The organism is Paracoccus sp. PAR01 (assembly GCF_014851995.1).
GTDB lineage: Bacteria > Pseudomonadota > Alphaproteobacteria > Rhodobacterales > Rhodobacteraceae > Paracoccus > Paracoccus litorisediminis.
This window is the reverse complement of the sequence record NZ_JACVAW010000003.1, coordinates 73,435-85,626: the sequence shown is the minus strand read 5'-3', so window position 1 is coordinate 85,626 and position 12,192 is coordinate 73,435. Positions and strand designations below refer to the sequence as shown.

Genomic DNA, 12,192 nt, shown 5'->3' with positions numbered 1-12,192 from the left:
TCAGACCGCGTCGTCGCCGGTTTCACCGGTACGGATGCGGATCGCCTGTTCAACCGGAAGGATGAAGATCTTGCCGTCGCCGATCTTTTCGGTGCGCGCGGCGGAAATGATGGCGTCGACAGCGACCTCCACCAGATCGTCGGGCAGGACCATCTCGATCTTCACCTTGGGCAGGAAGTCGACGACATATTCGGCACCACGGTACAGCTCGGTGTGACCTTTCTGGCGGCCGAAACCTTTGACTTCGGTAACCGAGAGGCCTTGGACGCCCACTTCCTGAAGCGCTTCTTTCACATCATCCAGCTTGAAGGGCTTGATGATGGCTTCGACTTTCTTCATCGCCTGTTCCTTCCTCGCGACTTGCCTGCGATCTGATTGGCGGGTTTGATGGGGATCGTCCATGCGGCTTGATGGGGAAAGCAGCATGGAAACTCTGAAACAGGTCTGGTTGCAATAAATTTGTGCAAAAGGCCCAATGGATGTGCAGTGGATATGGGCAGCTCTTCGCCGATCCTGACGACTCGACAGATGCGCGCGGTCGAAGAGGCCGCGACCTCGAGTGGGGTCGAGACCGGCAGCAGCCTGATGGAGCAGGCTGGCCGGGCCGCGGCGCTGGCAATTGCCGCGCATTGGCCCGATTTCGTGGCAGCAGGACGCGAGGCGCTGATTCTGTGTGGTCCGGGCAATAATGGCGGTGACGGTTATGTCATTGCACGCCATCTTGCCGGGCTTGGCTGGCCGGTGCGCGTGGCGGCGCTTGCCGCGCCCTCGACCATCGAGGCCGAGGGCGCGGCCGCCCTCTGGCGGGGCGAGACCTGCGGCATAGGCGGGATTTCGATGGCACCGGGGCGAAGCATCGGGCTGTGCATCGACGCGCTGTTCGGGACCGGGATCACGCGCCCGCTGGGTCCGGAAATTGCCGGGCTGCTGCGGGGCATCGCGGCGTCGGGCTGCCCCATCGCCGCAGTCGATATACTCAGCGGGATATGCGCGACCAGCGGCCGGGTTCTGGGCGATCTGCGTCTGCCCGAGGCCGAACTGACCGTCACCTTTCACCGACCCAAGCTGGGCCATGTCCTGTCCGATGGTGGGGCGCTGAGCGGGGTGGTTCAGGTCTGCGACATCGGGCTTGAACCGTGGAGCGAAGCCGCAGGAGACAGTGTCGTGCTGGCCGGTCCCTCCGCGCAGCTTCTCAAGCGCGGCGGGCATAAATATGGATATGGCCATGCGATGGTGCTGGCCGGAGGCGCGGGCAAAGGCGGCGCGGCGCGGCTTGCGGCGCGTGCCGCGCTGCGCGTGGGGGCTGGACTGGTGACGCTGGCGCCGCCACCCGAGGCCTTGCCCGAGAATGCGGCAAGGCTGGATGCGATCATGCTGGACGCGCTGCCCGATGCCGAGGCGCTGCTGCAGCGCCTGCGCGATCCGCGGATCAATGCGCTTTGTCTGGGGCCGGGGCTGGGGCTTGCACGGGCGCGGGCGCTGGTCGTCGCGGCGCTGGAATCGGGTCGGGCAATGGTGCTTGATGCCGATGCCCTGACCGCCTTTGCCGACGGGCCGGACGGGTTGTTTTCCCAGTTGCATGAAGGCGTTGTGTTGACGCCGCATGATGAAGAATTCGCGCGGTTGTTTCCCGATCTGGCCCGCAAGTTGCGCGACGAGGCGACACGAGGCCCGGCATTCTCTCGTCTGGATGCGGTGCGGCTGGCGGCGGCACGGTCCGGCGCGACCGTACTACTGAAGGGGCCGGATACGGTGATCTCCTCGCCCGAGGGGCAGGGCGTCGTGGCTGCGGCGACGGGCGCGAATGCCGCGCCGTGGTTGGCGACGGCGGGGTCGGGGGACGTGCTGGCCGGGCTGATCACCGGCCTTCTGGCGCGTGGCTTCGCGCCACTGGATGCGGCGTCGCAGGCGGCGTGGCTGCATGCCGAATCCGCGCGCTGCTTCGGTCCGGGTCTGATCGCCGAGGACCTGCCCGAGACCCTGCCGCAGGTGCTGCGCGCCATTGCGGGGCAGGGCGCGCATTTTCCCCCTCGCATCCCCCCAGAGCCTTTGCTATGAGCGCGATGTGAGATGCGGGTGTGGCGAAATTGGCAGACGCACCAGATTTAGGTTCTGGCGCCGCAAGGCGTGGGGGTTCAAGTCCCTCCACCCGCACCACGAAAACCCATGAGCGACGCCACCTGACAACCCGCGCCCCGCGCGGGTTTTGTGCGTTTTGTCCATTCGTTTTGGCAGTTGTCCGATAAGCTGATTTCCGCCGGTCCGGACTTATCCCATCACAATATTTTGCCTTTTGTCTCAATACGATGACTGTTAGGTCAGCCGCTCTTATCGAGTGGAGAATAAACAATGAAATTGGCATCTTTCGCGATCATCGCAGGTCTGGCCGCTACTGCTGCACACGCTGGTGGCTATGCAGCCCCGGTCGTCGAGGCTCCCGTGACCCCGATCGTCGAAGCGCCGGTTGAAGCCTCGGCTGACTGGACTGGCTTCTACGCTGGTCTGCAGTACGGCAAAGGCAATGCCGAACTGAGCTACGCCGGTGAGTCGGCCGACAGCGACATGGACGGCTACGGCGTGCACGCCGGCTACATGCGCGACTTCGGTCAGTTTGTCCTGGGTGGCGAGCTTGACTACAACCGCATCAGCCTGGACGAATCCGACGAGGACGGCGACCTGTACCGTCTGCGCGGCCGCGCTGGCTACGACCTGGGCAAGTTCCTGCCCTACGCCACCCTGGGTGTTGCCCAGCTGGAGCTTGGCGATCTGTCGGAAACCGGCATGACCTACGGCATCGGCGCCGACTACATGATCAACGACAAGTTCACCGTTGGCGCGGAATACACCCGCAACGACTTCAAAGACGTTGACGGCGTTGACAACGCGGATCTGGACACCGACCTGTTCCAAGTGCGCGCGTCGTACCGCTTCTGATAGAACCTCAAGGTTCTGTCGAAAACGCCCCCCTCGTGGGGGCGTTTTTTTATGCCTGACGCAATTGCCGCGGGGCGCCGAGCAACGAAAAAGGCCGCCCCCGAAGGGACGGCCTGAATTTCCGGCTGATCGCTGGGATCAGAGCGTGTCCAGAGCCTCGATGGCTTTTTCCAGCTCTTCCTTGGTGACCGATTTGTCGGCAACCTTGGCGCCTTCGACGATGTGGTCAACGACCTTGTCTTCGAAGATCGGGGCGCGCAGCTGTTGCTGGGCTTGCGGGTTCTGCTGGATGAACTCGAAGAACGCACGCTCTTGGCCCGGATATTGACGAGCCTGACGCAGGACGGCCTGGGTCATTTCCTGATCCGAGACGGTGATCTCGGCTTTCTGGCCGATTTCAGCCAGCAGCAGGCCCAGACGGACGCGGCGCTCGGCAAGCGACTTGTGCTCTTCGGTCGGCTCGATCTCGCCATGGTTATGGCCGTGATCTTCCGGGTTTTCCTCGTGCCACAGCTGGTGGGCGATCTGGGCAGCCTCGGCTTCGACCAGCGATTCCGGCAGGTCGAACTTGACCAGGCCGTCCAGCTTGTCCAGCAGGGCGCGCTTCAGGATCTGGCGCGAGGCACCTTTGAATTCGGCCTCCAGACGCTCACGGATCTGGGTCTTCAGGGCTTCCAAATCGTCGGCGCCGAATTTCTTGGCCAGCTCGTCGTCCAGCTCGGCCGGTTTCGGAGCCTTCACCGCCTTGACGGTGGTTTCAAAGATCGCGTCTTTGCCCTTCAGGGTCGGGTGGCCGTAATCCTCGGGGAATTTCACCTCGACCTTGACTTCTTCACCGGCTTTGGCGCCGACCAGTTGGTCTTCGAAGCCGGGGATGAAGCTGCCCGAGCCCAGGACCAGCGGGTAGTCCTCGGCGGTGCCGCCTTCGAAGGCTTCGCCATCGACCATGCCTTTGAAGTCGATCACGAGCTGATCGCCTTCTTTGGCTTTGGTGCCTTTCTTGCGGTCCTCGAAGGACTGCGCGTTCTTGGCGAGGTTTTCCAGCGCCTCGGTCACTTGCTCGTCGCTGGCCGCAACGACCAGGCGCTCAAGCTCGACGCCCGAGAGGTCGGCTTCCGGGATGGCGGGCAGGGCTTCGTACGAGACGGTGACGACGACATCGTCGCCTTCTTTCCAGGTCTCGCCGTTGACCATTTCGACCTTCGGCTGCAGGGCCGGACGGTCGCCCGAGGTTTCCAGATGGCCGCGCAGCGCCGCGTCGATGGCTTCCTGCATGGCGTCGCCCAGGATGCGTTGGCCGAATTGCTTCTTCAGCATCGCCATCGGGACTTTGCCTTTGCGGAAGCCCTTGATCTCGACTTCGGGCTGGGCCTCTTTCAGCTTCGCTTCAACCTGCGCAGCCAGATCGGCCGCCGGCAGGGTGAATTCGTAGCCGCGCTTCAGCCCTTCGTTCTGGGTTTCCTTGACCTGCATTTGCGTTCCTTCATCCAACCTGAATGCGGGAAGGGATATGCCCCTTGCGGCACGCAGGCCCATGCCTCGCGCCCCCCGCCGTGTTTCAGCGCGCTAGGTATGGGATTTTGCCGCCCATAGCAAGAAGCAAGGCGGTCGCAGACCCCTTCGCACCCCGATTTGACCGGTCGATTTCAGCGTTCTGCGCGTGTTGGCAAAGGGCAGGGCGCGTGCCCAAAGCAGGGGCGGGATTTGGCGCGTCAAAAAATCGGGGACGGCGCGTTTTTTCCGCTTGCGCCCATTTCGTGCCCCCCCTATACGACGCCCCACGGAACGGCGGCGACGCCTTCCAGACCTCACGGTGGGGCCATAGCTCAGTTGGTAGAGCGCTTGAATGGCATTCAAGAGGTCAGGGGTTCGACTCCCCTTGGCTCCACCAAAAAATCCTTCAGCTAATATAGACAGATACGCGTATCAGCGCGCATTTGGCATGTCCGCGTTCCGGTTGCGTCAGGGGCTGCGGGCTGTCTTGGCATGTCCGGAAAAGAAATATGACGGGACGACAAGAATGCGGATTTTTCCGCTTGCGCCCGTCGGTCCCTCCCCATATAGACGCCCCACGGAACGGCGGCGACGCCTTCCAGACCTCCGGTGGGGCCATAGCTCAGTTGGTAGAGCGCTTGAATGGCATTCAAGAGGTCAGGGGTTCGACTCCCCTTGGCTCCACCAAATTCATCTCGACATTGATATGAACCGACCCTGACGGGTCCCGCATCTACAGCCTGTGCATGCGTGGATCGTGATCGGCGGGTCCGGCATATTCGTCATCCTGCGGGTCCTCGCCCGTAGCCGGATCGCGAGGGGCGGCGTGGAAGGGCCGTTTGGCGGCCTGCGGATCAGCGGGCGCGCGTCGATCGATGATGTCGCGCACCAGATCCGCCGCTTCGCCGAATTCCTTCACAATGGCACTGGTCTGCGCCGCGACCCCGCGAAAGCCGGTGACGGCCGAAGTGACCGTGCGCATCACGTTGTCGACGCTGTTGGTCAGCGTGGCGGTGTTCGATTCGATCTCTTCCATCAGGCTGCGGCGCTGGGGGCGCGGGCCAAGCGGCTCGGGCTCACGCGGGCTTTCCGGTGGGGTGGACAGATGCATGCGCGGCTGCGGAGCGTCTTCGGGGCGGTAGGGTTCGCGGCGCGGGTGGTTGCGACCGGATGTGCCCAGAAGATGCCGCGCGGCGATCACGGTTCCAGCAGTCAATGCGGCAGCGGCAAGGCCGGTCCCGCCCCAGACAATCCATTTCGCCAGCGGCGAAGGACGAGGGTAGGCCCGCCGTCCATCGGGCGACACATCCCCATGCGGCGGGATCGGGCGATAATCGGCGCGGTCCTCATGCGGGCGGTGGCCTTCGGGCACGGGGCGCGGCCCGAAACGGGTCTGACTGGTCACGTCGGCCTCAGTTTGGGGCCGGTCCAGGTCGTCGCGGTGCTCGTCGAAGGGCGGCTGATGGCTCATCGGTCTGATCCTCTGCGAAGCTCGCTTTCGGGATCTCAACCCCCAAGCAGGGGGAATGTTCCGCCGTGCCTGCGGCGGGGGCAAGCATGAAAAAACGCGCCGGGTTGCGGCGCGTTCTTCGTTTTTCATCGGAAAAGCTGCGATTAGTTCGCGGCTTCGTCGTCGTCGCGACCGGCCGAGCCGATCTCGTCGAACAGTTCCGCGATCTCGAAATCGGCGGCGGCGTCTTCTTCCGCGGCCAGTTCCTGGATCGATTTGCCCGAGGCTTGCAGCTGCGCTTCTTCGGTCGAGCGGGCGACGTTCAGAACGATCGTCGCATCGACTTCCGGGTGCAGGTGGACGCGAACGTCGTGCAGGCCCAGATCCTTGATCGGCGCGGTCAGGACAACCTGACGACGGTCGACCGCGAACCCTTCGGAAGCAGCGGCTTCAGCGGCGTCACGCGGGGTGACCGAACCGTAAAGCGCACCGGCGTCCGAGGCCGAGCGGATGATGATGAAGGTCTGGCCGTCGAGTTTCTCGGCGACTTTCTGGGCTTCCGCACGGGTCTCGTCGTTGCGGACGGCCAGGTCGGCCTTCTGAGCTTCGAACGCCTTGACGTTGGCGTCCGAGGCGCGCAGCGCCTTGCCTTGCGGCAGCAGGAAGTTGCGTGCAAAGCCGTCTTTGACTTTGACGACTTCGCCCATCTGGCCCAGTTTGGCCACACGTTCCAGCAGGATGACTTGCATGTTCGTCTCTCCTTACTTCACGGCGTAGGGCAGCAGGGCGAGGAAGCGGGCGCGCTTGATGGCACGGGCCAGCTCACGCTGCTTCTTGGCCGAGACGGCGGTGATGCGCGACGGAACGATCTTACCACGCTCCGAAACGTAACGCTGCAGCAGGCGCGTGTCTTTGTAGTCGATCGCAGGAGCGTTGTCGCCCGAGAACGGGCAAACCTTGCGGCGGCGGAAGAAGGGTTTGTTAGCCATTGTTCTGGTTCCTGTCCCTTAGTTCCGGTCGTCGCGGTCGCGACGCTCGCGGCGTTCGCCACGATCACCACGGTCGCCGCCACGATCACCACGATCACCGCGGTCGCCACGATCACCGCGCTCGCGCTCGTCGCGCTTCTGCATTTGGACCGAGGGGCCTTCCTTGTGCTCGTCCACGCGGACGGTCAGCACGCGCATGACGTCGTCATGCAGGCGGGCAAGGCGCTCCATTTCCTGCACGGCGGCCGAGGGCGCGTCCGAACGCAGGAAGGCGTAGTGGCCTTTGCGGTTCTTGTTGATCTTGTAGGCGAGAGTGCGGACACCCCAGTATTCGTTTTCAACGACCTTACCACCGTTATCGGCGAGAACGGTCGAGAAGTGTTCGATCAGCCCTTCGGCCTGCGTATTCGACAGGTCTTGGCGGGCGATCAGCACATGCTCGTAAAGCGGCATGACTGCAACCTTTATGTCAGGCGCACTTCAACGGCGGGTAACACCTTCTACGCCCGCCACGAGAGGCTGCGCCGGTTTCGCATTTGCAGAAGGATGGGGCCTTATATCGGTGAAACCGCCAGATGCAAGCGCAAACCGTGTAAATCCCGGCAAAATCGCCATAGCGGCGACACAGTTTCAACGCGGTGGGGAAACACTTTTTTGTCAGAAAATGTCATGGAAACCTTTGTTGTTATTGTCGCATTTCCTGATCACAACAGCAATCACGACCATTTCCATCAGGAGACCCGCATGAAATCCCTTTTCGCCCCGATCGCAGTTCTTGGCCTTCTTGGTGCAACCGCAGCCTATGCCGAGCCGGTCGCCTATGATTTCGACCCCTCGCACAGCCAGGTCGTGTTCGAATACGGCCATATGGGCTTTTCGAACAGCACCGGCATCATCAACGGCGTGACCGGCAAGCTGATGCTGGACGCTGAAAACCCGGCCAATTCCTCGGTCGAGGCCACGATCCCGCTGGCGGGTCTCAAGACCGTTTCGCCCGAACTGGACAAGCACCTGTTTGGCGCCGATTTCTTCAACGCCGATCAGGGCGCGGCTGTCGCCACCTTCAAATCGACCAAGGTCGAACTGGATGGCGAAAAAGAGGCGAAAGTCACCGGGGATTTCACCCTGAACGGCGTGACCAAGCCCGTCACCCTTGAAGTCGAGCTGAACCAGGTCGCCGCGCACCCGATGTCGGGCAAGGAAGTCGCGGGCTTTGACGGTGAAACCACCATCAAGCGTTCGGAATTCAACCTGGGCAAATTCGCCCCGGCGGTCGAGGACGAGGTCGAGATCTCGATCACCATCGAAGCCGTCAAGGCCGAGTAAGCCTTGCGGATAGCGATGTAAAAAGGGCCCGATCGGGCCCTTTTTCTTTGCGCGAACATCGCGGTGTCGCCGGGTTCGATCAGTCCAGCTTGCCGTTTTTGTCCAGATCCGATGCCGCGAAATCGGCCTTGGACGCGGCTGCGAATTCGGACTTGCTGAGGCTGCCATTCTTGTTGGCATCGACCGCCTGGAATTGCTCGGCCGAGATGGTGCTGCCAACCTCGGCCTGCGACAGGGCGCCATTCTTGTCGACGTCCAGCGTCGTGTAGACCTTGTCCGCGAAGGCGGCGAACTCGGTCGCGTCCACGGCCTTGTCCCCGTTGGTGTCCATGGCGGCAAGATGCTCGGCCGTGGCCTGGGCGAAGGCCGGGGCACCGGCTAGCAGGAAGATCGCGACGGCAGAAAATGTTCTGTTCATGGTTTTCCTCCTTAGCCGCAAGAATAGCGCTGGCCGGCATAGCCACCCGCTACCGAACCTGCCGCAATGGCAATGTCCCGCCCGGTCCCGCCGCCGATCAGGCTGCCTGCCGCGCCGCCAAGTAGCGCGCCGGTAAAGCTGCCGGTGATACAGGCGACCTCGTGCTGCTGTGCTGGCGTCTGGTTGGCGCAGGCACTCGCAGCAAGTACCAATGCGCCAAGAATAAGGGGTGTCTTCACGATCATGCTCCTGTGCTGTTCCAATCGGGTAGGTTCTGCAGTCAGTTGCTTGTGGGTGTGATGGGACGATCCGTGCTGCGATCTTGGCAAGCAGGCGTCGGCCCGTAACCCTCTGTTGTCGTAAGGTCAGGTGTAGTCCGGCGCCGCGCTTCTGCCAATCACCGATTTTCGGGGCAGGAGGTGCCCCTGGGCAAGCGTCCTTCGACCCGATCGGCCTTGCGGCAGCGCTGCGCAGGGGCTAATCCCTGCGGCATGCTGCCCCAGGACAGACTTTCCCAGATCGTTCAGCGTTTCGAGTTTCTCGAGGCGCTGCTGAATGCCGGACCCGCTGCCGAGGATATCGCGCGGATCAGCCGCGAATATGCGGATCTGAAGCCGGTGGTCACCCAGATTGCCGAGTGGCGCGCCGCCGATGACGGCATCCGCGAGGCGCAGGCCATGCTGGCCGATCCCGAGATGCGCGAACTGGCCGAGGACGAATTGTCCCGCCTGCGTGCCGCGATGCCCGAACTGGAGCATCAGTTGCGCATCGCGCTGCTGCCCAAGGATGCGGCCGATGCCCGTCCGGCCATCCTTGAGATCCGCCCCGGCACCGGCGGCGACGAGGCCGCGCTGTTCGCGGGCGACCTGCTCAACATGTATCGCCGTTTCGCGGAATCGCGGGGCTGGAACTTCCAGCTTCTGGAACTGTCGGAATCCGAACTGGGCGGCGTGCGCGAGGCCATGGCCCGGATCGAGGGCGAGGGCGTTTTTGCCCGGCTGAAATACGAATCCGGCGTCCACCGCGTCCAGCGCGTGCCCGAAACCGAATCCGGCGGGCGCATCCATACCAGCGCCGCCACCGTCGCCGTGCTGCCCGAGGCTGAAGATGTCGATATCGACATCCCCGCCAGCGACATCCGCATCGATACGATGCGCGCCAGCGGGGCAGGCGGCCAGCACGTGAACACCACTGACTCGGCGGTTCGGATCACCCACCTGCCGACCGGGATCATCGTCACTAGCTCGGAAAAATCCCAGCACCAGAACCGCGCCAATGCGATGGCGGTGCTGCGGGCGCGGCTTTACGACATGGAACGCATGCGTGCCGATGCCGAACGCGCCGCCGACCGTAAGTCTCAGGTCGGCTCGGGCGATCGCTCCGAACGCATCCGCACCTATAACTTCCCGCAGGGCCGGATGACCGACCACCGCATCGGGCTGACGCTTTATGCGCTGGACCGGATCATGGGCGGCGACCTGACCGAGATCACCGATGCCCTGATCGCCCACGATCAGGCGGCCCGGTTGGCCGCCGAAGTCGCATGACCCAAACCGGACGCGAGATCGTAACCGCAGCCGAGATCCGGTTGCGCGACGCCGGTATCGACAATGCGGCCGGCGATGCGCAGATCCTGTTTCTGTATGCCTTGGGCCGCGTGCTGGACCGCACGATTCCCCGCCACGCGCTGCGCGATCATCTGACCGCTTTGGTGCCCGAAGGCCTGCCTGCGACCTATGAGGCCATGATCGCTGCCCGCGCTGCGCGCCAGCCGGTCAGCCAGATCATGGGACGGCGGGCTTTCTGGAAACACGACTTCCGGGTGACCTCCGACACGCTGGACCCGCGCCCCGAAACCGAGCTGCTGGTCGAACTGGCCCTGTCGCAACCCTTCGACTCGGTGCTGGACCTTGGCACGGGGACGGGGGCGATCCTGATCTCGCTGCTGGCGGACCGTCCGCAGGCGCGTGGCATGGGCGTCGATCTGTCGCCCGCTGCCCTTGATGTGGCACGGGGCAATGCCCAGATGATCGGTGTACAGGCAGAATTCGCCGTCTCGAACTGGTTTGACGCCGTGACCGGGACGTTCGATCTGATCGTCTCGAACCCGCCTTATATCGCACTGGATGAAATGCCCGGTCTGTCCCCCGAGGTTCGCGATTGGGAACCCCGGATGGCCCTGACCGATGAGGGCGACGGGCTGGCCGCCTATCGCGCGCTTTGTGCAGGGGCACCCGGCCATCTGGCTCCGATGGGGCGTCTGATGGTCGAAATCGGACCAAGCCAGGGACAGGCCGTATCGGCGCTGATGCGCGATGCCGGTCTGGCCGGTGTGACGGTTCGGCAGGACCTGGATGGCCGCGATCGCGTCGTCTTTGGTCATAAAGCCGGGCAGCACGGCATCTAAATGCCGAAAAGCCGCGGAACGGCGAAATTTATGCTTGTCAGCAACGTTGCGGGATGTTTAGTGGCAGATGTGACGGGGGCGTAGCGCCCACGCACGGGTCAGTAACTCAGCCTCAAACTGGTAACGCAGGAACAGGGCCTCGGGCCGCACCTGAACTGGCACCCGCTGCAAGAGTTGACCCCAATCTGACCCCAACCTGAGCCGGCCCTTGCCGGACCATGAATTGACAACAAGCTGATGAGATCATCCAAATCCCGTTCGCGTAACAAGTCGAACCGCCAGCGCACGACGCTGGGGAATATCGTCAACCGCGTTTTCGATTCCTCGGGTCCCGAGGGCAAAGTGCGTGGTACGCCGCAACAAATCATCGAGAAATATCTGACGCTTGCCCGCGATGCCCAGCTGTCGAACGACCGCGTGGCCGAGCAGAGCTTCCTTCAGCATGCCGAACATTACACCCGCATGCTGGGTGAGGCGCAGCGCGAGCAGGCCGAACGCCAGCAGCATCAGAACGGCGCGTCGCGCGACGACGACCGCGATGAGGCCGTGCAGGGCGACAACGGCAACGCGAATAACGGCAATGGCCACCAGAACGGCCAGAACCAGCGCGCCGAGCGTAATGACGAGCGTCGCGAAGACCGCCGCGACAACCGCAATGACGACCGCCGCGACGAATCCCGCAACGAAAATCGTTCTGAAAATCGTTCTGAAAATCGCCGCGACAACCGCCGCGATGATCGCCGGGACGAGCGTCGCGAAGATCGTCGTGATGATCGCCGCGAGGAACGCACCACCTCTGAGCGTCCGCAGCCGCCTGCTGAGGAAGCCGGTCTTCCGCCGGTGATTTCGGCCGAGGAGCAGGGCGGTCCGGTCGAGACGCCGGAAACCGCACAGACCCAGCCCGCGGCAGTTGCTCCGGTCGAACCTGCTGCTTCGGTTGCAGCCGCGCCCGCCGCTACTGAGGCTGCTGCCGAGCCTGTCGTCGCCGAGGAAGCGCCCGCCGCACCGCGTCGTCGTACCCGTAGCACGCTCGGAACGACAACCAGCGCGACGGCTGGCACGACGACTGCTGCTGCACCGCGCACGCGCCGTAAACCCGCCGCTGCGGCTAATGCAGATGCGGCCGAGGCTCCGGCAACTCCGGCCACCGAAAAGGCTTCGGGCGAATAAGCCC

Annotated in this window: 14 protein-coding genes and 3 tRNA genes; 9 read left to right on the top strand and 8 right to left on the bottom strand. The window is 63.5% G+C overall.

The features are described from left to right. Entirely contained in the window at window positions 1-339 is a 339-nt protein-coding gene (locus IB235_RS07920; protein WP_028717789.1) for a P-II family nitrogen regulator, read from the bottom strand. A gap of 153 nt (window positions 340-492) precedes the next feature. On the opposite strand from IB235_RS07920, the gene IB235_RS07915 reads away from it, so the two are divergent. The 3 genes from IB235_RS07915 (at window position 493) to IB235_RS07905 (ending at window position 2,934) form a co-directional block, all read left to right on the top strand. Next, window positions 493-2,058 carry an NAD(P)H-hydrate dehydratase gene (locus IB235_RS07915; RefSeq protein WP_192336307.1) on the top strand — a complete coding sequence of 522 codons (1,566 nt, stop codon included), beginning with the start codon at window positions 493-495 and terminating at the stop codon, window positions 2,056-2,058. A gap of 14 nt (window positions 2,059-2,072) precedes the next feature. After that, a tRNA-Leu gene (locus IB235_RS07910) sits at window positions 2,073-2,157 on the top strand. A gap of 192 nt (window positions 2,158-2,349) precedes the next feature. After that, a complete protein-coding gene (locus tag IB235_RS07905; protein ID WP_192336306.1) occupies window positions 2,350-2,934 on the top strand; it encodes an outer membrane protein in 585 nt (194 codons plus the stop codon). A gap of 138 nt (window positions 2,935-3,072) precedes the next feature. Here IB235_RS07905 and tig read toward each other — a convergent pair whose 3' ends face one another. Further along, window positions 3,073-4,407 carry a trigger factor gene (gene tig, locus IB235_RS07900; RefSeq protein WP_192336305.1) on the bottom strand — a complete coding sequence of 445 codons (1,335 nt, stop codon included), beginning with the start codon at window positions 4,405-4,407 and terminating at the stop codon, window positions 3,073-3,075. 342 nt (window positions 4,408-4,749) lie between these two features. Between tig and IB235_RS07895 the strand changes: the two genes are divergently transcribed. Together IB235_RS07895 and IB235_RS07890 are read left to right on the top strand one after the other, a co-directional pair. Next, window positions 4,750-4,825, top strand: a tRNA-Ala gene (locus IB235_RS07895). Window positions 4,826-5,039: 214 nt separating this feature from the next. Next, window positions 5,040-5,115 (top strand) — tRNA-Ala (locus tag IB235_RS07890). Window positions 5,116-5,161: 46 nt separating this feature from the next. Here the strand turns inward: IB235_RS07890 and IB235_RS07885 are convergent. From IB235_RS07885 to rpsF, 4 genes are all read right to left on the bottom strand, one after another. Next, window positions 5,162-5,899, bottom strand: a complete 738-nt coding sequence (locus IB235_RS07885) for a hypothetical protein (protein WP_192336304.1) — start codon at window positions 5,897-5,899, stop codon at window positions 5,162-5,164. Between the two features lie 143 nt (window positions 5,900-6,042). Continuing rightward, window positions 6,043-6,627 (bottom strand): 50S ribosomal protein L9, encoded by a 585-nt coding sequence (rplI, locus tag IB235_RS07880; protein ID WP_192336303.1) that lies wholly within the window; start codon window positions 6,625-6,627, stop codon window positions 6,043-6,045. A 12-nt stretch (window positions 6,628-6,639) separates the two neighbouring features. Continuing rightward, the gene (rpsR, locus tag IB235_RS07875) at window positions 6,640-6,867 is read right to left on the bottom strand and encodes a 30S ribosomal protein S18 (RefSeq protein ID WP_022704737.1); all 228 of its coding nucleotides are present in this window, start codon (window positions 6,865-6,867) and stop codon (window positions 6,640-6,642) included. Between the two features lie 18 nt (window positions 6,868-6,885). Beyond that, window positions 6,886-7,320: a 30S ribosomal protein S6 gene (gene rpsF, locus IB235_RS07870; RefSeq protein ID WP_155039573.1), complete on the bottom strand. Its 435-nt coding sequence runs from the start codon at window positions 7,318-7,320 to the stop codon at window positions 6,886-6,888. Window positions 7,321-7,611: 291 nt separating this feature from the next. On the opposite strand from rpsF, the gene IB235_RS07865 reads away from it, so the two are divergent. Continuing rightward, window positions 7,612-8,193: a YceI family protein gene (locus tag IB235_RS07865; RefSeq protein WP_155039572.1), complete on the top strand. Its 582-nt coding sequence runs from the start codon at window positions 7,612-7,614 to the stop codon at window positions 8,191-8,193. Between the two features lie 79 nt (window positions 8,194-8,272). Here IB235_RS07865 and IB235_RS07860 read toward each other — a convergent pair whose 3' ends face one another. Further along, on the bottom strand, window positions 8,273-8,611 hold the full coding sequence (locus tag IB235_RS07860; RefSeq protein WP_192336302.1) for a hypothetical protein: 339 nt from the start codon (window positions 8,609-8,611) through the stop codon (window positions 8,273-8,275). A gap of 11 nt (window positions 8,612-8,622) precedes the next feature. Beyond that, window positions 8,623-8,850, bottom strand: a complete 228-nt coding sequence (locus IB235_RS25730; RefSeq protein WP_370576847.1) for a glycine zipper 2TM domain-containing protein — start codon at window positions 8,848-8,850, stop codon at window positions 8,623-8,625. A gap of 252 nt (window positions 8,851-9,102) precedes the next feature. On the opposite strand from IB235_RS25730, the gene prfA reads away from it, so the two are divergent. The 3 genes from prfA (at window position 9,103) to IB235_RS07840 (ending at window position 12,188) form a co-directional block, all read left to right on the top strand. Beyond that, window positions 9,103-10,158: a peptide chain release factor 1 gene (prfA, locus tag IB235_RS07850; RefSeq protein WP_155039569.1), complete on the top strand. Its 1,056-nt coding sequence runs from the start codon at window positions 9,103-9,105 to the stop codon at window positions 10,156-10,158. Then, window positions 10,155-11,018, top strand: coding sequence for a peptide chain release factor N(5)-glutamine methyltransferase (gene prmC / locus IB235_RS07845; RefSeq protein WP_192336301.1), 864 nt, complete (start codon window positions 10,155-10,157; stop codon window positions 11,016-11,018). The genes prfA and prmC overlap by 4 nt, the downstream gene beginning before the upstream one ends. Window positions 11,019-11,255: 237 nt before the next feature. Next, window positions 11,256-12,188, top strand: a complete 933-nt coding sequence (locus tag IB235_RS07840) for a DUF4167 domain-containing protein (RefSeq protein WP_192336300.1) — start codon at window positions 11,256-11,258, stop codon at window positions 12,186-12,188. Window positions 12,189-12,192: the final 4 nt, after the last annotated feature.